Here is a 24,906-nt window from a genome sequence, read left to right as displayed (position 1 = left end):
ATGGTTTTTTTAAGTGCGCTGCTGTTGGCGGAGACGGCGCTGGCCGCTGTGGCGGATGCCGAGCGGCGGCCGCTGGCGCAGCAAGTGCAGTTAAACAAGCTTGCCTTGTCGGCGGAGATCAAGGACATGTTGCGGCAAGGCGTGTCCATGCCGCTGGTGGCGCGCTCGGCGCTGCATGCCTCGGACGAGGGCGTGGTTTCGGCGACGCTGACGGTGAGATTGCAGGCCGATGGGTCGATGCGGCTGGAGAAGATCAATCCGCTGCTGGCCAATAACAAAAGCGTGTTGAGCCCGTCCGCGGTGCGGGCGTTGAAGGAGGCGGCGGGGCGGGCGTTTGGGCCGGACGGGGCGTTGAGCCTGGACGCCACTGAGCGTCTGCAATTGGACATGATGGCGATGCGGGTGGATTTGTTTCTCGATCCGGACGGTTTCGCCGCCGATAGTGCCCATCTGCGGGAATCGACGTTGCAAGCGCCGTCGTCGGGAGGGCTGTCCAGCGTGCTGAAGTACGCGTTCAACGGCTATAGCTCGCGTAATCAGGGCCGTGGGCATTCCTCAGGCTATCTCACCTTCGACAACACCACTTCCTTGGGCGTAGACCATGTCAATGTGATGGGCTCCGCTTATCTGGACGATGCCGCGGCGGATCAGTCCGTAACGCTGGATCGCATCATGTATGAGCGCGATATCGACGGCAAACGGCTGGCGCTGGGCATGGTGGACGGCTGGAATCTGCAGAGCCTGGGCAATGTGTCCACGCTGAACGGCAGCCGGATGTACGGTTTTTCCTACGGCAACGTCAGCCAGACTCTGAAGCTGGACGCCAGCCAGTCCTTGAATCCCATTGATGTCTATTTGCCGGCCACCGGCGAGGTGCGGGTCAAGCGCGAGGGCCGCTTGTTGAGCACGCAGCGGCTGGGCATGGGCAATCACCGGCTGGACACTTCGGCCTTGCAGGCCGGCGTTTACGATGTGGAGGTCGAGGTGCTGGTGGCCGGTCAGGTGCAGAGCCGCCGCGTGTACCGCATCAATAAGCCGGTGGGCGGCTCCAGCTTGCGCGACGGTTTGAACTGGCAGCTGTGGGGCGGCGCCGGCGAGGCGATGTCCCGCTACGGCGATCAGGGCGCAGCGGACGAGGGCGGTGCGTACCGGCCCTTGTTCGGCTTGTCGGTGGGCGCGCTCTGGCATGAGGTGGACTGGAATCTGACGCTGTACCAAAACGACAAGACCACGGTGGAGGAGGGGTTCGCTTCCTGGCAGTTGTCCGACGCCGTCCGCGCCAGCCTGCAAAACCTGTTGGCTAGCGACGGCACCCGGCGGCGGGTGGGCACGCTCAATCTGGCTTTGCCTCATGGCGTTGGCAGCGTGTGGCTGACCGGAGAGCGCGGCGCGAAGGGCCGGCGCTTGAATTTCTACGCCCGCGATTACGATTCGCTGGGGGCTAATTTCAATTTGCGCGGCTGGAATGTCGACGCCGGCTCGCTCAATCTCAGCTATGACCGGGACCGGGGCAGCGGCTACCAATACATGCGCGCCGATTATTCGCGGCAGGTGTACAACGGCAAATGGGGCGGCGCCCAGTTGCAGCTGGGCGCTAGCCGCAATCTCAACGGCAAGGCTGCCGATCAGCAGTATTACGCGATGCTGACCTTCAACCTCGCCATCGACGGCAATGTCAGCGTGGGCATGTCGCACCGGGACGGCGGCGACACCCTGGACCTGTCGGCCAGCAAATCGTTTGAAAACAGCGTGATCGACGATGCGGGCGTTAATGCCAGCATCAGCCGCGAGGGCGCGGGCGGCCAGTCTTCCAGCTACGGCGCTTATGTCGGTTTCAACGGCCGCTACGGCCAGGGCAATGTGTCGGCGGATGTGGATCAGGACAGCCGCAGCGCCAGCGTCAATCTACAGGGCGGCCTGGCCTGGGGCGGCGGCGTGCTTGCCGCCGGCGGCGGGCAGGAGGAGGCCGGCGTCGTCGTCGATGTGCCCGAGACCCCGGACGGCGCGCTGGAGGCGGTGTTGAACGAGCAGGCCTACAGCTTGCGCCAGGGCCGCAACCTGATCGCGGTGCCGGCGTACAACACGTATCACTTTTACGTGCGCGACGCGGAAAGCGGCAAGGCCAGCTACGAGGTGTCCGATACCGACCGCGAGTACACGCTTTACCCGGGCAATGTGGTGCGAGTGACGCCCAAGGTGAAACCGATGGTGACGGTGTTTGGCCAATTGACCCGCGCCGACGGCGCGCCGCTGCGCCACGTGATGGTGCGCAACCACATTGGCCAGGCCCAGACCGACGAGCAGGGCAACTTCGCCATCGACGTGGACCAACGCTATCCGGAGGTCAGCGTCGAGCCGGAAGCCGAGGAGCGTTTGCGGGTCAATCTGGATTTGAAGGACGCCGGCGCCACGGCCTGGCTGGGCAAGATCGTCTATGGCCGGGACGCGGGCCGGGTCTATGCGCCGCTGCGCGAAGACGAAGGCTGAACCGGCATGCGCAATCACCTCATCACCCTATCCCAGCAGGACAGACGGACTGAAATGAAATACTGGATCTCAACTCTGATATTGATGGCCGGCATTGGCGCGGGGCTGGCGCAGACGGCGCAGGCTGGCGCTTTGCAAGCCGTGCCCTTGCCCGCGCCCGGCATGCGGCCGGAGCAGATTCCGGCGCGGCCGGTCCCTGCGCCGGCCCGGCAGGAGTGGCGCAGCCAGCAGGATCTGATCCTGATTGAAGACCGGCTGGCCGGCACCCAGTACCTGAGCACCTTGGGCAGCAGCGGCGGGGTCCTGCCCGGCAGCCAGGCCCAGGCTATTTTCGGCGCGCGCGCGCCGCGCGGCGGCGCTAAGAAAGTGGCCGTCTGGTACACCCACAAGCCGGACGCTCAGGTCCGGGACATCAGCCAATTGCAGCCGCTGCAAGCGTTTCGCGGCATGGCGGACGCGCGCGGCGCGGCCGTTGGCCTGAGCGGCGACGGTTTCAAGCCGACGCAAGGCCGCCAAGTCAACCCGGTGCTGAGCGAATTGGCTTTCGACACCATCGCCAAGGCGGCGCCCGGCGCGTCGCGCGAGTTGTCTTTTGTGGAAACGCTGGCGGGCGGCGGCGAGCGTCGCTTCGTCACTCAGGTGAGCAAGCGCGCCCATCTGATTCTCAACCCCGCTCCGGCCAATAGCTGTCGCGACGCCACGGTGGAGGGCGCGGCCGGCAAGCTGTGCGTGTTGCGCTCCATTTCCGGCCAAAGCAATGCCAACAGCGGCGGCGATTTGATGTTCACCGTGCGCGCCAAGATGTTGGCGACGCCCAAGGCCCGTTTCCGGGTGGGCGGCGAATGGCGTCATATCAACGATAGCGTGCCCATCGCCGCTTTCGCCCACGCCAAGGCGGTGGAGGTGTTCTTTGTGCCGCCAGCGGCGGAGCAGTTGCAGTCCTTTATCGCCGCCCATCCCAAGATCCGCCTGGATAGCTTGATTGAGGCGGGCTTTTACTCGCGTTCGCGCTTGTTCAACGGCGATCGCTTTAATCTGCAATTGCCCGCGATGGGCGGCGGCAGGCCGCAAGTTCAGCGGCGTTATTCGCGGCTGGGCCTGTTGTTGATCGACGATCAGCCCAGCGGCCGCCAGTACGTGACCACCGTCAGCGGCAGCCAGGACCAAGTCATTTACGGCGAGCGCCATCCGCAAGACGGTAGCCGCGCCGCCGCCTGGTATCTGGAAAGCGGCAGTAGGCCGCCCTTGTTCGCGCTGCAACAGATGGGGCATGCCAGCCCCGCCGGCGGTTTCGCCGGCTTTGCCGATGCTCAGGGCCAGGTGCGGGCCGGCCTCGGCGCCGCCGCTCCCTATCTCAACCCGGTGTTCAGCGAAGCCGCGTTCGCCGCTTTGCTGCGTCAGCCTATGGGCGGGCAGCAGCGCTTGACGGTGGAGGGCTTGCGCAGCGGCGGGGACGCAGTGAGCTATCAATTGAACGCCAGCCAGCAGGCCAGGCTGACGCTTGCCGCGCCGGAGGGGCAGGCGTGCCGGCCGGACACGGTGGACGGCGTGGCCGGCCAGCGCTGCGTGTTGCGCCGGATGACGGCGGGAATCCGGGCGAGCGGCGACATCCGCCTGTTGGTTCGCGCCAAGCGCCCGTTGCCGGCAAGCCGTTTTCGCGTGGGTCGGGAGTGGCATCGCTTGGGCGAGAGCGTGGCCGTCTCCGAGATCAGCGGAGCCCGCGAGTTGGAGTTGTTTCTGCCGGCCGTGGACGGCTTGCCGCGCGGGCCGTCGGCGCTTGCGGCCGGGCAGTCTTTGTCCACGCTGGTGGACGCTTATTTCTATTCCAATGGCCGCCAGCATCAGGGCGACCGCTTTGCGCTGAACTTGACGGCAAGCTCTCTGCCGGCGCCGCAATCCAAGATTGCCGCGCTCAAGCTGCTGACGATAGAGGATCAGCCTAGCCAGCAGCACTACATCACCACCTTGCAAGCCGAGCAAGGGCAAAGCCTGTACGGCGCGCGGCGGCCGCGGGCGGGCCAGCGCGCCGTCACCTGGTATGTGGAAGCCGAGGCCGGCGCCGCGCATGGCGGCGAGCTGCAAGCCCGGCAGGCGCTGCCGATGGCTTTCGTCGCCGGTTTAGCAGACCGCCAGGGGCGGGTCAGCGTCGGCCGCGCACAGCGGCAAGCGGGGCAGATCCATCCTGTGTTCAATGACCGCGCCTTTGCCGAGTGGCTGCGACAGCCCCTGGGCGGCCGGCAGCTGTTGACGCTGGAGGCGGAGCGCCGCGGTCAGCCGGCGACGGTTCAGGCGATGGCGGAGAAAAGCGCGATGCTGCGGCTGGGCCCGCCGCTAGCCGCTTGTCGCCGGGAAACGGTGGACGGCGTTGATGGGCGGGTGTGCGCGCTGCGCTCGGTGGAGGGCGAGTCCCAGGCCAAGAGCGGCGGCGGCGTCCGCTTCAGCGTCCGCAGCTCGCAGGCGCTGCCCCAGGCGCGTTTCCGGGTGGGCGCGCAGCCTTGGCATAGGCTGGGAGATAGCGTGGAGCTGGCGCAGTTTGCCGGCGCCAAGACGGTGGAGCTGTTTTGGCCGCCGTCCATCCGCGGCCGCCAGGCGCAGGGGATGGAGGCTGTGTTTTATTCCGGGGAGCGCGATGATGTCCTGGCGTTGCCGCTGGACGCGCCCAAGCCGCTTGAGGCGGGCGGGCAGGTGAGCTTCGTCTTCGGCACTCGCCACGAAGGGGTGATGAAGGAGCTACCGGCCTCCATCAATTTGGTGCTGAACGAGCAGGTGGTGGCGGGCGGGCCGGATGAAATCGTGTTTGGCCAGGTGAGCGATTCGGTATTGGGGAAACAAGCGCATGTGAAGTTTTCGCCGGCCATCCTTGGCGAGCAAGACATCTCCTTGCTGGAGACGCTGAAACTGCCGGTGGGCACCCAGGCGCTGACCTTCGAGTTCAAGCATGCCTGCTTCGGCAATTCGAGCTGCACCATCGATCATGGCCCCGGCACCAAGGACGTTGGCGTGACCTTCAACGGTCACGCGGCACCGCAATGGTTCCGCTGGTTTGAGTATGACGCGGCGAGGATCAAGCATGTCAGCGTCAGTCCGGATATGGTGAGCACGGCTTTGGAGACCGAGGTGGAATTCGCGGTCGATATCATTGATGGCCCCGCGGTGTCTGGGCATGACCACACCTTGGAGTGCGATCTGAATCTTGCCAGCGGTCTGTTTGGCGACCCTGCATCCGTGGAGCTGAGGGATAACAGGGGCCAATACATCGGCATGCTGCCCTTGAAGTGGCGTCAAACGCTGGAAATCCAGCCCAGCCAATATCAGTTTCCGGTGAGGTTCAAACTCTGGACCAAGACTGGGGGTTATACCGGTCTTAAAACCGTTTCCTGCGAATACAACTATTCCGGCTGGTCTTATGCCTCGGTCAATGCAGTGGAGAAGGATTTGAAGCTGGTATCCATCGATGGCCCGGACGAAGGCCGGGTAGGGGAGGCGCTGGAATACAAAATTTTCACCGAAGGCGTATCGCTGGGCGAGCGGAACCTGACCGTTACCGTGGCTGGCCAAGGCGCGGCCTGGGGTTTGGAGCAGCCGACGCTGCAAGTCTCGGGAGCGCAGATTCCGCCGCGCTGCGACAAGGATTGCGTATTTACTTTCCGGCCGGCCAAGGGCGACCAGGTGGCGTTGGCGCTGGGCGTCAAGGCCAAGTCGGTGAGCGGCGGCCGCGATGGCTACCGCATCGCGGCCAGCCTGGAGGGGGATAAGACCCTGAACAAGGATTTCGCGATTGTGCCGGCCTGGCGGCTGGAGTCGCTGGCGTCCGACGGCGATGTGACGGTTGGCGCGCCGCTGCGCTACCGGCTGCGTTTGAACGCGCCGGCGCCCCAGGCGCTGACTTTGTGGCTGCGGACCCGGCCGCAGGATGGCCAAGCGCAGGACGATGGTTACGAGGGCGGCCGGGTGACGGTGACAGACGGGGAGCGCGTGCTGTCGTCGGGCTTGAATACCGGCGATTGGGGCGCGGTCACTCTGCCGCAGGGCAGCGAAACCATCATGGTGGAGGTGCCGACGCGTAGCTTTGACGATGGCGACCGCGCCACGCGCGCGCTCGAACTGGGCGCGGCCTTGAGTGAAGACAAGCCGGGCGCTTCGCCTCCGGCCGGGGCCAAGTACGCCACTGGCCGGATCTATCAGCCCAAGCCCAGCGTTTCGGTGCTGCCGGCCAGCGAGGGTTCGAATCGGGGCAGCGGCTGGGTGGGCGCGCCGGACGGGCGTATCCGGCTGGATTACCTGATCCGCGCGCAAATGGCCAATTTGCCGCCGTCGGGCACGTTGGAACGCGGCGCGGCGCGGCGGTATTTGAGCCAGCGCAGCCTGGGCGCGGTCAAGGCGCGTTTGTCGTTGGACAGCAGGCACGGCTCCGGCCAGCGGGAAGGAATGTGCCGCTTCGCGCTGCAGGCCGATGAGCGGCAAGGGGTGCTGTTTCCGGCCTGGGTCACGTTCGACGCCGCCGGCGGCGGCCGGCGCGAGCCGGACAATTGTTCCGGCACGGTAAGCCATGATCTGGGCGCCGCCGCCTGGCTGGACGACGGCAGCGATTCCGCCTTGGGGCTGGAGAAACGGAAGCTGCCGTTCAGTGTGTGGTTTCAGTTGGACGATCCGGCGTCGCTGCAGACAATCCTGGGCGCCCCATGGTATGGCCGCGCGTTGGGCGCGGGCACGGTGCGGGTGGAGATGGGCCTGGAGCTGGCCAAATAAGCAGAGGAGGAGCGCAGGGCCGTCACGGCCCCGCGCTCCGACGGAAGGAAACGAAGATGGCTATGAGTAGAGGCAAGACCTTGTTGGCGCTGCTGTGCGCGTTGCCGGCGCTGCCGGCCTGGTCTTTGCAGATGGCTCCCTTGCTTGAGCTGGATGCCGATAAGAGCGAAATGCGGGTTGAGCTGAAAAACGATTCTCGTCAGCCGCACGACTATCGCGTCAGCTTGCGGCCTCTCGCCGGCCTGGAGTCTAGCTCCGGCGCGGCGGAGGATGTCGGCGCGGCCACAGTGGCCGTGGCTCCGGCGAGGCTGACGCTGCGGGCCGGGGCCAGCGGCGCGATCAAGCTGCGCTATCGCGGCGCGGCGATGGAGACGCGGGAACGCTACTACCGCTTGCTTGTGGAGGAGGAGGCGACGGCCGCCGCCGCGCGGAACGTGCGCGGAGCCGGGGCATGGACGGATTACCCGGTCTCGTTGGGAAGCGTGTTGATTGTCCGGCCGCGCGCGGCCTATCTGGATTTCCATCTGGAGGGCGGCGTGCTGCGCAATACCGGCAACGCGGCCTTCTGGCTGTTGCAGGATGAAGCCTGCGGCGGCAAAACCGGCAGCACCAAGATACAGACGCCGGGGAGCGCGGCGCGGCTGGCGCCGCTGACGGGACGCTCGCTGGTGCGGGTGGGCCTGGGCGACGAGATTCGGGTGGTGTTGGATCAGTGCGGCGGCAAGAGCGGCTAGAACCTGTTTACGATCTCGCGAGCACGGGCTGGACAAGGCTAAAGCAGCTGAGCAAGCGAAATGTACAGGTGGTACATGAGCATTTCGAAGCCGGTTTCAAGGCCGTATCGCCGCCGCGCAGCAGACTATGAACAGGTTCTAAGCGCCGTCCTCTGGCGCTTCATCCCGCCGCCACTGCGCCAAGGCCATCTCAAACTCCTGAAGCCAGGTCAGCAAGGCTTCCTCGCTAGGACGTTCGCCTTCCGCTTGCAGCGTTTGCTCCATCCGGGCGGCCAGCCGCGTCAAAGGCTCCGCGCCCACCGTCAACGCGCCGCCCTTGAGCCGGTGCACGTGGTGGAGCATGATTTCGGGCAGTTGATCGGCGACGGCTTGCCGGAACTGGAGCAAATCCCGCTGCGCGCTCTGACTGTACAGCCGGGCAAGGTCCAGCGCTGAACCGGGCAAGGCCAGCGGTGTCGGCGAGAAGTCTTCCGTCCTTAACCACAGACGTAAAATGTCCTCAAGATCCCGCAGGCTGAGCGGCTTGGACAGCATGCCGTCCATGCCGCTGGCGATGCAGCGGTTCTTATGCGCCAGATCGCTGATCGCGGAGACGGCGATGATGGGGGTGAAGGGCAGGTCTCGTTCGGACTCCAATTGCCGGATCCGCCTGGCGGTTTCGTAGCCGTCGATGCCGGGCAGATTACAGTCCATCAGGATCATCGCGAAGGTTTCGCCTTGTCGCAGCCGTTGCAAGGCGGTCTGGCCGTCTTCCGCGATGATGGCGACGCAGCCCAGTTGCGCGAGCTGCCGACGGATGGCCTGCTGATTCATCTCCATGTCCTCCACCACTAGCAGCCGATGAGGCGGCAAGGCGTCGGGCGCGGAACGGGGTGGGGGGGGCGGCGGGTCGGCGGCGGCTGGCTCCGCAATATCGACATGCAGGACAAAGCTGACAGCGGTGCCCTTGCCCTCGGCGCTTTCCAGCAGAATACTGCCGCCCATCAGTTCGATCAGCTGTTTGCAGATGCTCAGGCCCAGGCCGCTGCCGCCGTAGCGACGGCTGGTGGAGCGCTCCGCCTGGCTATAGGCGCGGAAGAGTTTTTCCTGCTGCGCCTTGGCGATGCCGACGCCGGTATCGCGCACGGTGACCAGGAGCTTGCCGGATTTCGCGCTTTGCGGATTGAACTGCATCAAGAGCGCCACCTCGCCGCGATCGGTGAATTTGATGGCGTTGGAGAGCAGATTGGTCATGATCTGACGCATGCGCATCGGATCCAGAATCAACAGGCGGTTGTCCAGCCCGTCCGCCGCCAGGGTTAGTGCCAGCCCTTTGCGGCTGGCGCTCAGGCGCTGGCTGTCGCTGATCCCTCTGGCCAGCTCCAGCAGATCGGTGGGCAGTTTTTCCAGCGCCAAGTGCCGCGCCTCCAGCTTGGCGGTGTCCAGCACATCGTCCAGCAGTTCCAGCAGGTTGAGGGCGGAGGAACTGGCCAATGCGGCGAGTTCCTGTTGCTGCTTGCTTTGCCGGGTTTGCTGCAAGAGTTCGATAGCGGCGAGGATGGCGTTCATCGGCGTCCTGATTTCGTGGCTCATCATGGCGATGAATTTCGATTTCGCTTCTTCGCTGGCCACGGCCCGGCGCTTGGCCCAGCGGGCCTGCGTGAACAGGAAAACCATCACCGACAGCACGCAGAGCACCAGCAGGATTTCCGTCAGGTAGTAGCGGCTGATCTGGTGCATGGACGGTTTGCCGAAGTCGATGTCGGCGACCCAGTCGTCAAAGATCTCGTCGGTTTCGGATGGACTCAGTTGCAACAGGGATTTGTCGATGATGGAGCGCAGCTCCGGGTATTGCTGCGCCACTTTGATGTTCAGGCCTGTGAACATTTCCGGCATGGTGCCGGAGATTTGCAGCGTTTTGGGGAAGCGTCCTTGCAGCACTGGGCGAAAGACGATTTCCGCGCCGATGGCGGCGAACACCTTGCCGTCGGCGACGGCTTTCAAAGCCGCCACGGGGTCGTTGATCAGCACTAACTTCAAATACGGATAGTGCGCGCGCAGATACTGTTCGTAGCCGCCCCCTCCCTTGACCGCGACGGTCTTGCGCTCTAATTGGGATGGATTGAACAAGCCCTCGGCGCCGGCCTTGGTGATGATGATGGTGGCGGTGGAGGCATAGGGTTGGCTATTCAGCAACGGGATGCCGTATTCCTTGGGAATCAGTTGCGCCGCGCCCATGGTGGCCAGATAGATCTGGCCGCTTTTCAATTTGCCTATCATGTCCTGAGTATTTTTCGCCGCGACTAACTGAAACCGCAGGCCGCTTTTTTTGGCAATGGCTTTCAAATAGGCGCAACTCAGTCCCTTGTGGCTGCCGTTTTCAATATATTCCAATGGCCAGTAAGGGTCGATGGAATAGTATATGGTGGGGTGCTGTTTGATCCAGGCGGTTTCTTCCGCGGTATAGGGCGGAGATTCCGCCCGGCTGGTCACGCTGGACGCGCACAAGCAGAAAATAAGCAGCGCCGACCAGGCTATGGCATACATCGTAGTATTAATGACATGGCGCAGAGGCATGGCGATAAAGAGTAGATTAAATCTGATGGTTGTGTTTTTTGCCATGCGATCGCCATGTTGAATGTGTTTGCTTGAGTATTATAGTCGGTCAGGCCGTTTTACGATGCATGCTCTCGAAAACATTGGATTGCAATACGACTAGCGTGGCGTGGGAATAGGCGCTAAGAGTGGATAATCGCGCGAAATAAGGCGAAACTACGGGGCAAGCAAAATGTAATCGCGGCGCATGGATATTAAGATACGGTTTCCAATACGGTGTTGTCGACGCGCGGCAGAATGTAAACAGGTTTTAGTGAGCGCCATAGGTTTGAGAATGGTCTTGTTGACGCGAATTTATCAAGGAATTTAGCCTTTTGCAAAAAAAGATGTGGAAACGTAGCGGCACATGCATGGTATGAATTTGTCTTTTTTATTTTTGAAAAATACCCATTTCGCTTGATTGCTTTTTTGTATGACATTTGTTTATAAAATGCAGGGTTTTGCCATGCTTTACCCTTTATCACGGGCGGTTCTTGAAATGTTGTAGTGTGTTTTTGACGGAATAGAGACGGATGTGGCTGCGGCGCGAAGATTGCGCATGCTGCGTTTGAGTGTATTTTTAAAAGGGCGGATGTTTTAATTGATGCTGAAATGATTTTCATTGCCATGGAGGGGGGATGAAGAAAAGAAAAATCAAAGTGATGTTGTTGGACGATCATGAGGTGGTCAGGCAGGGGTTGGGCTTTAGGTTGTCGCAGGAGAGCGATATCGACTTGGCGGGCTGTTTTGGCGACAGCCGCTCTTTTCTGGCGGCGTTGAACCATGATAGGCCGGATGTGCTGGTGCTGGATTATGCGTTGCAGCCTCAGGACATGGATGGTTTGAACCTCATCCGCGCCATCCGTGCGCGTTTTCCGGAGGTGGCGATCTTGATCATGTCCTCTTATTACAATACCGCCACAGTGTCCTTGGCTTTGAGGGCCGGCGCGCGCGGCTTCGTCGGCAAGCAGCAGGACTTGAACGAACTGGTGAGGGCGATCCGGGTGACGGTGACCGGGCGCGTCTATTTGACGGCGGAAATGGCCTTGGAACTGGCGCAGGCTCAGCAGGCGGACAGTGTGCCCGCCGACAGTTCCACGCATGCGCCGGATGCGATGAACCGGGTGGTCCGCTTGTCCGCCTTGTCCCCTAGGGAACTGGAGGTGCTGCGTTGTTTTCTCGATGGGATGACCGTAAGCGAAATCGCCGATAAATTTTCGAAGAGCATCAAAACGATCAGCGGACAAAAGCAGTCCGCGATCAAGAAGCTGGGCTTGAAATCGGACCACGAGCTGTATTTCATCAAAGACGAAATCAAATAGAAGGGCGGGCCGCCCTTCATCGCGGCCAGATCGCGTTCAATCCCGCCCGGCCGCGCCGTAGCGCGCGTCCAGTTCGTCGTAGAGCGGCTTGTTGACCAGGCGCTGACGTTCGGCGAACGGGGTCACCAGTTGCGGGTCTTCCTGCAGGATGCCGTCGCGGGAGAGCGCGCCCAGCGCCCGCTGCATGCCCAGCACCGCGCCTTGCAGCGCGGCGTTGGCGTAAAGTACCAGACCGTAGCCCAGTTCCTTCAGATCGGCGGCGCTCAGCGCCGGGGTTTTGCCGCCGATGACGATATTCATCAACAGGGGGCGGTCGAACAGCGCCGGCAGGCGGCGGATGTCGTCCAGTTCGCGCACCGCTTCGATGAACAGCACATCGGCGCCGGCCTCGGCGTAGCGGCCGGCACGTTCGATGGCGGCGTCTATGCCGTCCACCGCGCAGGCGTCGGTGCGGGCGATGATCAGCAGGTTTTCATCCTGGCGCGCCTCCGCGGCCGCCTGCAGCTTGCCGCACATCTCGGCGGCGCTGATCAGGTTTTGGCCGGCGAAATGGCCGCATTTCTTGGGGAGTACCTGATCTTCCAGCTGGATGGCGTCGGCGCCGGCGCGTTCCAGCACGCGCACGGTTCGGCGCACATTGAGCGCGTTGCCGAAGCCGGTGTCGGCATCGACGATGATGGGGATGGACACCGCGTCGCGGATGGCGGACACCTGGTCCGCCACTTCTTTCAGGCCGACGAAGCCGAGGTCCGGCAGGCCCAGCTGCATATTGGTCAGGCCGGCGCCGGTCAGGTAAAGCGCGCCGAAGCCGAGGTCTTCAACGATGCGAGCGCTCAGCGCGTTGTAGGCGCCGGGCACCAGCAGGCCGGAGCGGCTTGCTATCAGGCTGCGCAGGACGTGTTTGCTGTTTTGCGTCATGTTTGCGGTTCCAGAGTGGCTAGGGGATGGGTTTGATGGTACTGGCCGCGCCGATCAGCGGCGCGCCGTGGCGTTCCTGCGTGAACGGTGCGCGCTTGCGCGCGTTTTCGCCTTGTCTCGCTCTTGCTTGAGGCTCTAGTCCCGAGGCGACGGCGACGCCGGTGGCGAAGCTGCCCAGCGTTTGGCGCAGGGCCTGCGGGTGCTGGCTCATCAGACGGAGATGGCGTAGCCGAAATCGATTTCGCTGGCGGCCTGGCCGCCGCGCATGCCCCAGTTTTCGGCCGGCTCTTCGCGCAGCAGGATCAGCACCGAGGCGGGGGGGATGTCCAGCAGCGCGGCCAGGTCGGCGGCCAGCTTGGCGTAGAGTTTTTTCTTGGTCTCCGGTTTGCGGCCGGCGAAGACGGTGATCTCGATGTGCAGGTAGTCCGGGTCGCCGCCCGGCGGCAGCAGATCTTCCGGTGCGAAGCGCTGGTAGCGCGCCTGCAGCTCTTCGTCGCTGACGCCGAACACGGCGCGCAGCGCGTCGTAGACGCAGTGGACGATGGCTTGGCGTTGGGCCGGCGTGCGAGTGGCGGCGTCTTCGATTCTGACTATTGGCATAGCGGGCTCATTTCGATGGCGGCGGCGGCGGCGAAGGAGGCGGATTGCATTTCGGCGAGCCGGCTCAGTGTGCGGTGGGTGTCCGCCGACAGCGTGGCGTCGCGCAGCATGGTTTCGATAGGGCGTTCTGAAATCAGCAATAGACGTTGGCGGCGGTCGTAGAGCACGTCCACCAGCCAGATGAAGCGGCGCAGGCCGTCCGCCTTGTTCAACTGCGCCTGGGCGATGTCGGAGACGACCACGGTGTGCCAGCGTTCCGACATTTCCAGGTAATCCAGATGCGAGCGCGGGCCCAGGCAGAGGGTTTCGAAGTCGAACCAGACGCAGTCCGGGCTTTGCGCCCGAGCGGGCAGCGGCCGGCCGGACAGCGAGACGGCGGCGGCGGGACCCACGGCCCGGCCCTGCTCTTGCAGCAGCCGGCGCAGGCGCTGTTCGGCTTCCGCGCCGCAAGGGTGCAGATAGTGTTCGCCGGCGGCGGCTTCGCGGTAGCGGTAGTCTCGCTCGCCGTCCAGGTGCAACACCTGCATGTGGCGCTGGATCAGCGCGATGACGCGCAGCGCGTAGCGGTGCAGTTGCGGGTCCGGCAGCAGTTGCTCCGGCGCGTAGTTGGAAGTCAGGATCACCAGCACCCGTTCTTCCAGCAGCACGGTCAGGAAGCGCTCCATCAGGATGGCGTCGGCGATGTCGTGCAGATGGAATTCGTCCAGGCAGAACAAGCGGCTTTGCGCGGCCACGCGCCGCGCCAGCGCGGGCAGGTAGTTGGCTTGCTCGCCGCCGGACTGGGCCAGGCCGCGGTGCAGGTCGCGCAGGAACTGGTGGTAATGGATGCGTTGCGCCGGCGCAGTGGACAAGGCGAACAGTCCATCCATCAGCATGGTTTTGCCGCGGCCGGGTTCGCCCCACAGATAGGCGCCGGTTTGCGGCGGCGGCCGGCGCAGCGGCCAGGCGGGGGCGGTCTGCGTTTGGAGGCGCAGCGCGTCCAGCGCGTCGGCGGCGCGGCGCTGGCCGGGGTCCAGCGCGACGCCTTGATTGATGAAGCGCCGGGCCAGCGCGGAGGGCTCAGCCATGCGCCGGCTCCGCGGTTTCGGCGAAGCGCAGCAGTTCTTCCAGCAGCGCGCGCTCCGCGGCTTCGTCGCGGCGCAGCAGATGATCCAGCGCCGCCTGCTGGTCCGCCGGGGTCTTGTCCTGCGACAGCTTGAAGCGGCCTTCCTCGCGCAGCACATGAACGCGCAGGCCGAGGATGTGTGGCGCGTTGGCGATGACTCGGGGATCTGCGGCGTCGTACTGGAACGGCGCTTGGGGTGGCTGCAGCCGCTCGCAAGTGTCGCGCAGCGCGCGGCGGGCCGATTCCAGGTCGTCGAGGATTTCGATCTCGGCGTCCATGTGCACCGCAATGTAATTCCAGGTGGGCAGCAAGCGGCTGCGGTAGGCCTCCGGCGGGATATAGCTTTGCGGCCCCATGAACACCAAGCGCGCAGGAAAGCGGCCGCGGCCCTGGAATTGGGGATTGCGGCGGTCTACGTGGCCGAACAGGCTGCGGTCTGCGACGCGGAACAGCGGGATGTGGCTGGCGTGCGGCCGGCCCTGGTGTTCGCTGCTGATCAGCGCCAGCGGGTAGCGGGCGATCATCCGGTCGATCAGCTCGGGGCGGGTACAGCAGTGTTCCTGATAATGGAAAGCGCATGAACTCACGGGGTAGCTTCCTTTTGCGAGCGAGGTTCGGCCGGCGTAAGCCGGGCGCGCCGGCGCCGGTCGTGGGCGATGACCGCTTCGGTCATCCACTTTAGCAGCGCGCGGCCGCGCAGCGGACGCGGATTGAACGGCAATAGGGCCGGGCCGGCGCCTATCAGTTGGCGCGCAAGGGTTCGGCCCAGCATGAAGGACAGCGCCAGGCCGCGGCCGTTGCAGCCGGTCCAGGCCAGAACGCCGTCGCCGACGCGTTGCACGCTGGGCAGGCCGGACGGAGTGAGGCCGACTTGTCCGGCCCATAGCCGCGGGGCGGCGTCGAGCTCCAGGCCGAAGACGGCGCGGACGCGCTGGCGCAAGGCGGCGGCGTACTGTTCCGTTTCGGCGTCTGGCCTCAGCGCGAACAGGCCGGTCAGCAATTGGCCTTCCGGCATTTTGCGGAAAAACCACATGTCGCGGCGATTGTCTGAAAAGGGGATGTCGGCGGGCAGCACCCGCGCCTGTTGTTCCGCGCTCAGTTCGAACTGCCCGAGCGCCAGCGTCAGCGGCACGCTGTGGCGGGCGACGGCGGCGACGCCGTCGCGGCTGTAGGCGTTGCCGGCCATGAGCACGCGGCCGGCGCGCAGGCTGCCGCGCAGGGTGCGGATCACGTGCATGCCGTCCCTGCTTTCCAGTTCCACCAGCTTGGCCGGACAGCGTTCCAGCAGGATCACGCCGCGTTGGCGGCAGCGTTCGGCCAGGCCGCGCGCCAGCGCCAGCGGGTCGATCTGGCCGCCGTCCTCGAACAGCAGGCCGCCGTGATAGCCGGAGGCGGCGCTCAGGGCTTGCGCCTGTTCGGCGTCCAGCGCGCGGGCGCGCACGCCCAGCCGTCGCCAGGCCAGGGCGGAGGCCTGCGCGGAGCCGGGGGCGGAGAACAATTGCATCCAGCCTTTGCGGACCGGGCTGGCTTCCGGCAGCGCCAGCAGTTCGGCTGCGGCTTCGCTTAGGCCGGCCAGATAGCCCTCGGCCTGCGGGCCCAGCCAGGCGCGCAGCTCCGGCGGGCCGCAGCGCGCCGGCACCGGCACCACGAAACCGGAGTTGCGCCCGGTGGCGCCGCCGCCGACGGCGTCGGCCTCTAGCACCACCACCGAGCAGCCGGCTTCGGCGGCGGCCAGCGCCGCCGACAGTCCGGTGAGGCCGGCGCCTATCACCGCCAGTTCGCAACTGACCGGCAGCGCGTCGGCCTTGGCCGCCAGCAGCCGCGGCGCGCGCGCCTGCCAGCCGGTGGCGGCGCCCAGCAGAGCGTCAAGCGCGGACGCCGTCATGTCGCGATCCTTGTTCCAGCCGTTCCGTCAGCGATTGCACGATGGCTTGCGAGCGCAGCGCCAGCAGGCTGAAGGAGCCGGCGTCGCCCATGCCGTGAGAGGATTCGCACAGGCCGTTCAGGTACAGCGGCGCGCCGCGGTCGGCCTCGCCGCGCAGCCGCACGCGGTAGTCCAGCGCGATGTCCACGGTGTCGCGCTCGGCGCACAGCTGCGGCGACAGCGTTTCCAGCACGCGCGGCCAGGGCTCGCGCTTGGGGCCGCGGCCCAGGTCGAGGAAGCCGGTGGCCAGCACCACCAGGTCCACGGTTTCGCTGATCGCGTCGCCGCCCAGGAAGTGGCGCAGCCGCAGGGTGACGCCGTCGGCGCCGGGTTCGCAGGCCTCGGCTTTCATGCAGGTGAGCAGGGCCAGGCTGTCCTTGTCCTGCAGCCGGTTGGCGTATTGTTTGACGTAGAGCTGGTTGAGCACGTCGATGTCGGCGGCCGAGTAATTGGTGAATACCAGCTCCTGACGCAGCCTGGCCTTGTGTTCCGGGCTGGCGGAGAAGAAGGCGTCGACGAAGGCGGGGAAATAGACCTCGTCGGAGAAGGGGCTGGTGTCTTTCTGGCGGTAGCCGAAGTTGCGGGTGATGCCGACCACGCGCGTCAGCGCCGGCTCGGAACTGGCGTGCAGCAGGATTTCCACCGCGCTCTGGCTGCCGCCGATCACCGCCACCCGGCCGCCGCCTTTGGCTTTCAATTGTTCCAGCGCCGGCAGGTAGTGGTTGAGGTGGACCACGCGCGGGTCCGGCGCGCGCTGGAACGGTTCCGGAATGTTGGGGGTGCGGCCCGGCGCCAACACCACGCTGAGCGCCAGGTACTCGCGGCCGTCGGCGCACAGCACGCGGTAATGGTTGAGCGCGCCGTCGCTGTCGTTGACCGGCAGGATGTCGACGACTTCGCGCTGGTATTCCACCTGGTGCTGGAAGCAGCCTGCGACCCAACTGACGTATTGCGCGTACTCCAGCCGCAGCGGGTAGTGCAGCGGCAGGTTCAGGTGCTGATAGAGCCGGTTGTGCTCGTGCAGGAAGTTGGTGAAGGTGTAGCGGCTGCGCGGGTTGCGCGGGGTGACCAGGTCGCGCAGCGGGTGGTTTTGAATGTCCGAGCCTTCCAGCAGCATGCCGGGCTGCCAGACGGCGGAGGGACGCCGTTCCAGGAAGCGCACGGACAGCTGCGGCGCCAGTTCTTCCAGCGCGATGGCCAGCGCGATGTTGGCGGGGCCGAAGCCGATGCCGATGATGTCGTGTACGGTGTGCGTCATGCTGTCGCTCCAGGTTTAGAAGGCCATTGCGGCCGGTGCGTGCGCGGCGGCCGGGGCGGCGGGCCACAGGCTGGTCAGCGCGGTTTCAAAACGACGGACGATTTCTTCCGCGTCGTCGGCGCTGATGATCAGCGGCGGCAGCAGCCGCATCACCGCGCCGTGACGGCCGCCGCTCTCCAGGATCAGGCCGTGTTCCAGGCAGGCGCGCTTGAGCGCCTTGGCCAGCAAGCCGTTGGCCGGCGGGTGGCCCAGCGTGTCCGGCGCGCCGTTGGGGTCTATCAGCTCCACGCCCAGCATCAGGCCGCGGCCGCGCACTTCGCCGATGCAGGAGAAGCGCGTTTGCAGCGCTTGCAGCTTCTGGCGCAGTAGTTGGCCCACCTCCCGCACTTGCTCCAGCACGCCGGGCCGGCGCAGGTATTCCAGCGTGGCCGCGCCGCTGACCAGGGCGATCTGGTTGCCGCGGAAGGTGCCGGCGTGGGCGCCGGGCGCCCAGCTGTCGTATTTCTGGTGGTAGGCCACCAGGGCCAGCGGGTAGCCGCCGCCCACCGCCTTGGAGAGGACGACGGCGTCCGGCACGATGCCGGCCCATTCATGGGCGAACATGTCGCCGCTGCGGCCAAAGCCGGTTTGCACCTCGTCCATTACCAGCGGCACGTCGTGGCGCGCGGTGATTTCGCGCAAGCCGCGCAGCCAGCCGGCGCTGGCCGGGATGCAGCCGCCTTCGCCCTGAATGGGCTCCACCAGCAGCATGGCCGGTTTGCCGACGCCGCTTTCCGGGTCGGACAGCAGGTTTTCCAAATAGGCCAGCGACAGCCGCTCGGTCTCGGCGGCGTCTGCGCCGAAGGGGCTGCGGTAAGCGTAGGGAAACGGCAGGAACTGGATTTCCGCCGGGTAGCCGCTGACCGCCTGTTTCGGCACCAGGTTGCCCATCATGCCCAGCGCGCCCATGGTCATGCCGTGGTAGGCGCCCTGGAAGGCCAGCACCGGGCGTCGGCCGGTGGCGGTCTTGAACAGCTTGAGCGCGGCTTCCACCGCGTCGGAGCCGGATGGGCCGCAGAACTGCACCTTGGCGTGTTCGGCGAAGCCGGCGGGCAGCGCCTGATATAGCTGTTCGACAAAGGCGAGCTTGGCCGGGGTGGCGATGTCCAGCGCCTGCTGCAGCTGGCCGGATTGCAGAAAAGCAGCCACCCGCTGTTGGACGAAGGGATGGTTGTGGCCCAGCGGCAGCGCGCCGGCGCAGGCCAGGCAGTCCAGGTATTCGCGGCCTTCGCTGTCGTAGACTCGGGCCAGCTCGCCGCGGCTGATCACGCGGTCTATGCCGCGCGCGTAGGTGCGTGCGTTCGATTCGCGCTCGGCCAGCTGGAGGCGGCGGGGTTCAAATGCATCCATCGCTTGCTCCCTGTCAGTTCAGCAAGGCCGCGGCGCGCGGCTCGGCGTGGTTTGGCGCGTCGGCGCGCAGGCCCAGTTCCTTGATCCAGCGCCGGTATTCGATGCCCAGCCGGTCGCTGCGAACGTGCATTTCCTGCTGGATGTCCAGCGGCAGCCGCGCCGGTCGCTGCGATTCCACGATCAGCCGGTCCTGCTCGAACACCATGTCCTGGCGGTAGAGGATTTTTTCCTCGCTCAAGTCGGCGCCGAAGTTGATGGCGACGATCAGCCAGATCACGCACTCGGCCTCGTCCACCGGGGTGGCGTTGAGGAAAGTGCAGAAGCGTTCGGTGTCGCCGGTCTTCTTGACGAAGTAGGCGGTGGTGGGGTTGAACACCGAGTAGGTGTAGCGCGCGGTGACCGGAATGCCGCGGTGGTCGCCGTAGGGCTGGAACACCGAGATTTCCGAGGTGCGCAGCCCGTGTTCGTCCTTGAACACCTTGTAGTCCGGCAGCGGTTCCGGCGCGTCCGGGTCTCCGTTGAGATTGGCGTGGACGAAGGGGAAGTGCGAGGCGTCGAGAAAGTTTTCCACCGAGCGCAAAGCGTTGCCCATATAGCGGTAGGGGCCGGCGAATACTTTACGGAAACTGCCATCCTCCCATTCCGGGAACACCGGCAGCGGCCGCTGCGGCGCGTCCAGGCTGGCCCAGATCAGACCGTAGCGTTCGGCCGCGTGGTGGCGGAAGATCAAGCGCGCCGACGAGGGCGTGGCTTGGTCCGGATGGGCGGGCACCCGCGTGCACTGGCCGCCGGCGTCGAAGCGCCAGCCGTGGTACGGGCATTCGATCTCGCCCTTTTTGACGCAGCCCAGCGACAGCTTGGCGCCGCGATGGCCGCAATAATCTTTCCAGGCGTGGATCTGGCCGGCGCCGTCGCGCCATAGCACCAGTTCTTCGCCCAGCAGACGCACCGCCTTGGGGCGTTCGGCGCTGACTTCGTCGGCGCGCGCCACCACGTGCCATTGGTTCTTCAAGGCCTGGTAATCCAGACCGGCGCGGTCCCATTTGCCTGCGTACAGCATGCTTGCCTCCTTTCCGGTCCGGTTCAAACGCGGTCGCGGCAAGCGCCGTCGAACTGCCAGCCCGGACGCGCCCAGCCGTCCGGCGTGTAGTCGGCCATGCAGTCGTCCACCAGCGCGCGGCATTGCTCCAGCACGCCGCTGCTCTCGCAGTGGCGCAGCATGTCCAGCCGCACTTGCTCGTTGTTGCCGGCGTAATTGTGCTCGTACAACTCGTGGCGTCCGCCGAATTCGCTGCCCAGCGCGTCCCACAGCAGCTTGATCAGCTTGAGCCGGTCCACCGCCTCTTGATCGGTGCCCTGGAAGTAGCAGCCGATCAGGTCCTTGAGCTCCGGATTGGCCAGGTCCAGCCAGCTGGATACCTGCATGATGGGCGAGCCGCCGAGTATGGTGTTGAACACCGGTTTGAGCTGGGACATCATCTGAGTGCCGAAATAGCGCACCGTGGCGGCGGCTTCCAGCCGCGGCACCACCGAGCCGTCGCGGCGCGGTTCCGGGTTGTGGCACAGCGATTCGGTCAGCGACCACATCAGGTTGCGCAGCGCCACGATGTCCGCCAACCGGGCGCGCACGCCGCGGAAGCCGTCACTGCCGTTGGACTCCAGCACCTTGGCCAGCAGGCCGCAGATGAAGTCCATCTTGACCGCCAGCCGGGTGCCGGATTGCAGCGGGTAGCGGTTGAGGAAGCCGGAGGCGGAATAGAAGCTGCGCGCGCGCTCGATGTCGCGGTAGATCAGCACGTTTTCCCAGGGCACGAACACGCCGTCGAAGATCAGCACCGAGTCGTTTTCGTCGAAGCGGCTGGACAGCGGGTTGTCGAATGGGCTGAGCGCCGAGGCCTCGTAGGAGCGGCGGCAGATGATTTTGAGGTTGGGCGCGTTCATCGGCAGGATGAAGCAGAGCGCGAAGTCCTCCTCGCCGCCGGGCTGGTATTGGGCGGCGCTGTTCTGGGCGACGAAGGTGGCGTTGGAGATGGCGGCGCTGGTGGCCACCATCTTGGCGCCGCGCACGATGATGCCGGCGTCGGTTTCCTTCTCCACGTGCAGGTAAAGATCACGCATCTCCGAGGCGGCGCGGGCGCGGCCCGCCGGCGGGTTCACCAGCACATGGTTGAGGAACAGCACCTTGCGCGCGCTCTGGCGATACCAGTTCAGCGCGTTGTCGTGGAAGGGCGCGTACAGATGGGGGTCGGATTTCAGCGTGGCGGTGAAACCGGCCTTGTAGTCCGGGGTGCGGCCCATGAAGCCATAAGTCAGCCGCGACCAGTGGGCAATGGCGTCGCGCGCCTTGAGCAAGTCATCACAGGAGCGGCTGGGCATGAAATAGCGGTGGGTGCGATAGCCTTCCGGGTCGATGTCGGTCATCAACTCCTGGCTGTCCGGGTGGTGCAGCGCCTCGTACAGCCGCGACATCGAGTAGGCGCTGTTGCGGAAAGCCGGGTGCCGGCTGACGTCCGCCACCTTCTGGCCGTAGATGTAAACTTCGCGGCCGTCGTTGAGGCTGGCCAGATACTCTTCCGGCGTCATCATTTCGTTCAATGCAGCATGATTCACTTGGCACTCCTCATCATTGTAAGAGCAGCAAACACACTCCCGGACTGCGGGCGACAGCGGGCCCTCCCGTCAGGGATGAGAGAATCGGCGCCATGAGCGCGGCCGCGCGTGGTCGCGACCGGGGGATGGCTACAGCGGTATTGCGTAGTGGGGGCCGCTCAGCATCTGCTTACGATCGCTGCGCATTGGCGATACGGCGTTGGAAACCCCTTCGAAATGCTCGTGTACCATCTGTACATTCCGCTTTCTCAGCGGTTTTCACCTGATCTCGCCTTGGCTTGCGAGAGCGTAAACACATTCTCAGTGGCTGAAGTAACGGCCTAGCAGGACGATGCCGGAAAACAGGACGACGGTATTGATCACCCGGATGAATTGTTCACGTGTCAGCCGCAGGGTGATGTGGCGGCCGGCAAACACCCCGCACAGCATGGCCGGCGCCAGAATCAGCGCCAGCAGCAGCAGGGAGGCATCCATATAGACGCCGGCCAGCGCGAACAGCACGACCCGGGTCAGGGTGCTCAGGCCGATCAGCGTGGTTTGGGTGATGCGCAAGTGTTCTTTTTGTTCGATGCGGCCGGATAGGTAAATGGCGTAGATGAAGCCGCCGCTGCCGAACAGCGCGCTGAACACGCCGCCCACCAGGCCGAAGGGGACCGCCGCGCGGGGCTGGAATTGCCGCTTGGGACTGAGGCCGCTGAGCGAATAAAGAGAATAAGCCACCACAAACACGCCCAAAGCCAGCAGCAGCGCGTCCGGCCGTGTTTTCAGCAAGATGGCGGCGCCGATCAGGCTGCCGGCCACCATCAGCGGAATCAGGCGTTTCAGTTCGCCCAGGTCCGCCTTGCGGCCGTCGCGCAGGATATTGCTGAAGGCGGCGAACATGTCCATCAGCGCCAGCAACGGCACGATCTTGGATACCGGGATGAAAATGGCCAGCACCGGGCTGGCGACCAGGGCGGTGCCGAAACCGGCCACGCCGAAAATCACGTAAGCAATGGTGACCGCCGCAAAGATGGCGCTCAGGTCCTGCCATGGCAAATCCAGCAACATAGGGTTTCTCCTGGCCCGTCGGTCACGCGTACTCATGGGAGTTGACCCAACGGCTCCTGCTATTTCTCCGACGGCTATTTTGTATTGGACCAGCCGTTCTCAAGTGTTTGCATCCTACTGATTTGTCATGATGTATGTCAAATGGGAAAGTTTGCCCTTGCAGTATTTGAATTGCATTTAATGATTAATGTATTTGTAGAAAAAGTTTTACGCGCGACAACGGCGCTGGTCGGCGAGTCGGGCTCGTCGCGACGGGGCGAGTCGGCTATCATCCGCGGCGGATTAAAAGGCGAGGAAGCAAGATGAGCGATGAACTGCAAATCACCGATCTGGTGGAGGGCGCAGGCAAGGAGGTGGTCAAGGGCGCCTTGATCACCACGCAGTACACCGGCTGGCTGGAGGACGGCACCGAGTTCGATTCGTCCTACGCGAAGGGAAGGCCGTTCCAGTGTGTGATCGGCACCGGCCGCGTGATCAAAGGCTGGGACCAGGGGTTGATGGGCATGAAGGTGGGCGGCAAGCGCCGGCTGTACGTGCCGGCGCGCCTGGCTTACGGCGAGCGCCAGATCGGCGCCCGCATCAAGCCCAATTCCAATCTCTTGTTCGAGATCGAGCTGTTGGAAGTGCTGACCCGCGATGATTGAGGCGGCATGGCGAACAACACTCCGGCGCTGGGGCCAGGTGTTGTTCGCCATGGTTCTTAGTCCAGCAGTTTCCAGGCCATGCTTTCACCGGCGCGCAGCGGCACCAGCGCGTCGCCGTCGTAGGGCAACGCGTCCGGCACCGTCCATGCTTGCTTGGCCAGGGTCACGCGCTCCGCGTTGACCGGCAGACGGTAGAAGGCCGGGCCGTTGAGGCTGGCGAAGGCTTCCAGCTTGTCCAGCGCGCCGGCCGCCTCGAAGGCCTCGGCGTACAGCTCGATGGCGGCGTTGGCGGTGTACATGCCGGCGCAGCCGCAGCTGCTCTCCTTGGCGTGGCGCGCGTGCGGCGCGCTGTCGGTGCCGAGGAAGAACTTGGCGGAGCCGCTGGTGGCGGCCTTGAGCAGCGCCTGGCGGTGCAGCTCGCGCTTGAGCACCGGCAGGCAATAATGATGCGGGCGGATGCCGCCGACGAACAGCGCATTGCGGTTCATCAGCAGGTGGTGGGCGGTGATGGTGGCGGCGACGTTGTCCGGCGCGGCGGCCACGTATTCGGCGGCGTCGCGGGTGGTGATGTGTTCGAACACCACGCGCAGCGAGGGCAGTTTGGCCAGCAAGGGTTGGAACACCTGCGCGATGAAGGCCGCCTCGCGGTCGAACACGTCGATGGCCGGGTCGGTGACTTCGCCGTGAACCAGCAGCGGCAGGCCGGTTTCGGCCATGGTTTCCAGCGCCGGCATGGCTTTGTTGACGTCGGACACGCCGAAGTCCGAATTCGTGGTGGCGCCGGCCGGGTAGAGCTTGACCGCGTGGACGAAGCCGCTGGCCTTGGCCTTGCGGATTTCCGCCGGCGAGGTGTTGTCGGTCAGGTACAGCGTCATCAGCGGCTCGAAGCGGCTGCCGGCCGGGCGCGCGGCCAGGATGCGCTCGCGGTAGGCGGCCGCGGCGTCCACGGTGGTCACCGGCGGCTTGAGATTGGGCATGATGATGGCGCGGCCCATCTGGCGACAGGTGTCGGGTAATACGGCGGCCAGCGCCGCGCCGTCGCGCAGGTGAAGATGCCAGTCATCGGGGCGGATCAGGGTCAGGGTTTGCGTCATGGTCTTGCCTGCGGGTAGCGATGAAAAAGGCGGCGGCCAAAAAGAACCTGTTTACAAGTTGCTGCGTGTCGTGAAACGTGGCACGGTGAGTGCGTCTTCAAAATGCTCATGTACCGTGTGTACATTCCGCTTCTTCAGCCGCTATCGCGCTGTCTCGCCTTTGCTTGCGAGCTTGTAAACAGGCTCTGAGCCATCGGGGTTATTTCCGTTTCAGCACCATGCGGAATTTGCCTTCCGCCGTGGTGTCCGAGGTCAACAGCGCGTTGCCGGTCTGACGGCAGAAGGCTTCGAAGTCCTTGGGCGCGCCGGGGTCCGTGGCGATCACCTCCAGCACCGCGCCGCTGTCCATTTCCGCCAGCGCCTTCTTGGCGCGCAGGATGGGCAGCGGGCAGTTGAGGCCGGAGAGGTCTATGGTTTTGTCGAAATTCATGGTCCGGCTTCCTCAGCC

Annotated in this window: 20 protein-coding genes; 6 read left to right on the top strand and 14 right to left on the bottom strand. The window is 64.9% G+C overall.

All coding sequences use genetic code 11. From position 1 onward, the window contains the following. The 3 genes from GYH29_RS21725 to GYH29_RS21715 all read left to right on the top strand — a co-directional run bounded on the left by GYH29_RS21725 (window position 1) and on the right by GYH29_RS21715 (window position 7,970). Entirely contained in the window at window positions 1-2,487 is a 2,487-nt protein-coding gene (locus tag GYH29_RS21725) for a TcfC E-set like domain-containing protein (protein WP_161524388.1), read from the top strand. Window positions 2,488-2,493: 6 nt separating this feature from the next. Next, entirely contained in the window at window positions 2,494-7,236 is a 4,743-nt protein-coding gene (locus GYH29_RS21720; RefSeq protein ID WP_161524387.1) for a hypothetical protein, read from the top strand. A 62-nt stretch (window positions 7,237-7,298) separates the two neighbouring features. Next, window positions 7,299-7,970 (top strand): hypothetical protein, encoded by a 672-nt coding sequence (locus GYH29_RS21715; protein ID WP_043589615.1) that lies wholly within the window; start codon window positions 7,299-7,301, stop codon window positions 7,968-7,970. A 138-nt stretch (window positions 7,971-8,108) separates the two neighbouring features. On the opposite strand, the gene GYH29_RS21710 is transcribed toward GYH29_RS21715, so the two are convergent. After that, complete coding sequence (locus tag GYH29_RS21710; RefSeq protein WP_161524386.1) at window positions 8,109-10,496, bottom strand: ATP-binding protein; 2,388 nt, start codon at window positions 10,494-10,496, stop codon at window positions 8,109-8,111. A gap of 686 nt (window positions 10,497-11,182) precedes the next feature. Between GYH29_RS21710 and GYH29_RS21705 the strand changes: the two genes are divergently transcribed. Next, on the top strand, window positions 11,183-11,866 hold the full coding sequence (locus tag GYH29_RS21705; RefSeq protein WP_043589616.1) for a response regulator transcription factor: 684 nt from the start codon (window positions 11,183-11,185) through the stop codon (window positions 11,864-11,866). Between the two features lie 36 nt (window positions 11,867-11,902). On the opposite strand, the gene GYH29_RS21700 is transcribed toward GYH29_RS21705, so the two are convergent. From GYH29_RS21700 to GYH29_RS21650, 11 genes are all read right to left on the bottom strand, one after another. After that, window positions 11,903-12,784 carry an isocitrate lyase/PEP mutase family protein gene (locus GYH29_RS21700; RefSeq protein ID WP_019104516.1) on the bottom strand — a complete coding sequence of 294 codons (882 nt, stop codon included), beginning with the start codon at window positions 12,782-12,784 and terminating at the stop codon, window positions 11,903-11,905. 19 nt (window positions 12,785-12,803) lie between these two features. Beyond that, the gene (locus GYH29_RS21695; protein WP_043589622.1) at window positions 12,804-12,995 is read right to left on the bottom strand and encodes a hypothetical protein; all 192 of its coding nucleotides are present in this window, start codon (window positions 12,993-12,995) and stop codon (window positions 12,804-12,806) included. Further along, window positions 12,995-13,384, bottom strand: a complete 390-nt coding sequence (locus GYH29_RS21690) for a tautomerase family protein (RefSeq protein ID WP_043589625.1) — start codon at window positions 13,382-13,384, stop codon at window positions 12,995-12,997. The genes GYH29_RS21695 and GYH29_RS21690 overlap by 1 nt, the downstream gene beginning before the upstream one ends. Further along, window positions 13,375-14,451: a cell division protein ZapE gene (gene zapE, locus GYH29_RS21685; RefSeq protein WP_161524385.1), complete on the bottom strand. Its 1,077-nt coding sequence runs from the start codon at window positions 14,449-14,451 to the stop codon at window positions 13,375-13,377. Before zapE ends, GYH29_RS21690 begins: the two co-directional genes overlap by 10 nt. Next, complete coding sequence (locus GYH29_RS21680) at window positions 14,444-15,076, bottom strand: FMN-binding negative transcriptional regulator (RefSeq protein WP_081950248.1); 633 nt, start codon at window positions 15,074-15,076, stop codon at window positions 14,444-14,446. The genes zapE and GYH29_RS21680 overlap by 8 nt, the downstream gene beginning before the upstream one ends. After that, window positions 15,073-16,374, bottom strand: a complete 1,302-nt coding sequence (locus GYH29_RS21675) for an NAD(P)/FAD-dependent oxidoreductase (protein WP_107732069.1) — start codon at window positions 16,372-16,374, stop codon at window positions 15,073-15,075. Before GYH29_RS21675 ends, GYH29_RS21680 begins: the two co-directional genes overlap by 4 nt. Continuing rightward, window positions 16,355-17,671, bottom strand: coding sequence for a lysine N(6)-hydroxylase/L-ornithine N(5)-oxygenase family protein (locus GYH29_RS21670; protein ID WP_161524384.1), 1,317 nt, complete (start codon window positions 17,669-17,671; stop codon window positions 16,355-16,357). The genes GYH29_RS21675 and GYH29_RS21670 overlap by 20 nt, the downstream gene beginning before the upstream one ends. A 15-nt stretch (window positions 17,672-17,686) precedes the next feature. After that, window positions 17,687-19,060: a diaminobutyrate--2-oxoglutarate transaminase family protein gene (locus tag GYH29_RS21665; RefSeq protein ID WP_161524383.1), complete on the bottom strand. Its 1,374-nt coding sequence runs from the start codon at window positions 19,058-19,060 to the stop codon at window positions 17,687-17,689. A 13-nt stretch (window positions 19,061-19,073) separates the two neighbouring features. Beyond that, window positions 19,074-20,120 carry an aromatic ring-hydroxylating dioxygenase subunit alpha gene (locus GYH29_RS21660; protein ID WP_019099911.1) on the bottom strand — a complete coding sequence of 349 codons (1,047 nt, stop codon included), beginning with the start codon at window positions 20,118-20,120 and terminating at the stop codon, window positions 19,074-19,076. A gap of 23 nt (window positions 20,121-20,143) precedes the next feature. After that, complete coding sequence (locus tag GYH29_RS21655; protein ID WP_198001612.1) at window positions 20,144-21,670, bottom strand: 4-hydroxyphenylacetate 3-hydroxylase family protein; 1,527 nt, start codon at window positions 21,668-21,670, stop codon at window positions 20,144-20,146. A 300-nt stretch (window positions 21,671-21,970) separates the two neighbouring features. Next, a complete protein-coding gene (locus GYH29_RS21650; protein WP_043589632.1) occupies window positions 21,971-22,720 on the bottom strand; it encodes a sulfite exporter TauE/SafE family protein in 750 nt (249 codons plus the stop codon). A gap of 141 nt (window positions 22,721-22,861) precedes the next feature. Between GYH29_RS21650 and GYH29_RS21645 the strand changes: the two genes are divergently transcribed. Both GYH29_RS21645 and GYH29_RS21640 read left to right on the top strand, forming a co-directional pair. After that, window positions 22,862-23,026 carry a hypothetical protein gene (locus GYH29_RS21645; RefSeq protein ID WP_161524382.1) on the top strand — a complete coding sequence of 55 codons (165 nt, stop codon included), beginning with the start codon at window positions 22,862-22,864 and terminating at the stop codon, window positions 23,024-23,026. After that, window positions 23,023-23,364 carry an FKBP-type peptidyl-prolyl cis-trans isomerase gene (locus GYH29_RS21640; protein WP_019101760.1) on the top strand — a complete coding sequence of 114 codons (342 nt, stop codon included), beginning with the start codon at window positions 23,023-23,025 and terminating at the stop codon, window positions 23,362-23,364. The genes GYH29_RS21645 and GYH29_RS21640 overlap by 4 nt, the downstream gene beginning before the upstream one ends. A gap of 56 nt (window positions 23,365-23,420) precedes the next feature. On the opposite strand, the gene pyrC is transcribed toward GYH29_RS21640, so the two are convergent. Both pyrC and GYH29_RS21630 read right to left on the bottom strand, forming a co-directional pair. Further along, window positions 23,421-24,458 carry a dihydroorotase gene (gene pyrC / locus GYH29_RS21635; protein ID WP_161524381.1) on the bottom strand — a complete coding sequence of 346 codons (1,038 nt, stop codon included), beginning with the start codon at window positions 24,456-24,458 and terminating at the stop codon, window positions 23,421-23,423. Window positions 24,459-24,657: 199 nt separating this feature from the next. Then, window positions 24,658-24,888 (bottom strand): sulfurtransferase TusA family protein, encoded by a 231-nt coding sequence (locus tag GYH29_RS21630; RefSeq protein ID WP_043589636.1) that lies wholly within the window; start codon window positions 24,886-24,888, stop codon window positions 24,658-24,660. Window positions 24,889-24,906: the final 18 nt, after the last annotated feature.

Source organism: Chromobacterium haemolyticum (assembly GCF_009936155.1).
Classification (GTDB): Bacteria; Pseudomonadota; Gammaproteobacteria; order Burkholderiales; family Chromobacteriaceae; genus Chromobacterium; species Chromobacterium haemolyticum.
Note: the sequence above shows the minus strand (reverse complement) of the source record. Positions and strands in the feature narration are given on the sequence as shown.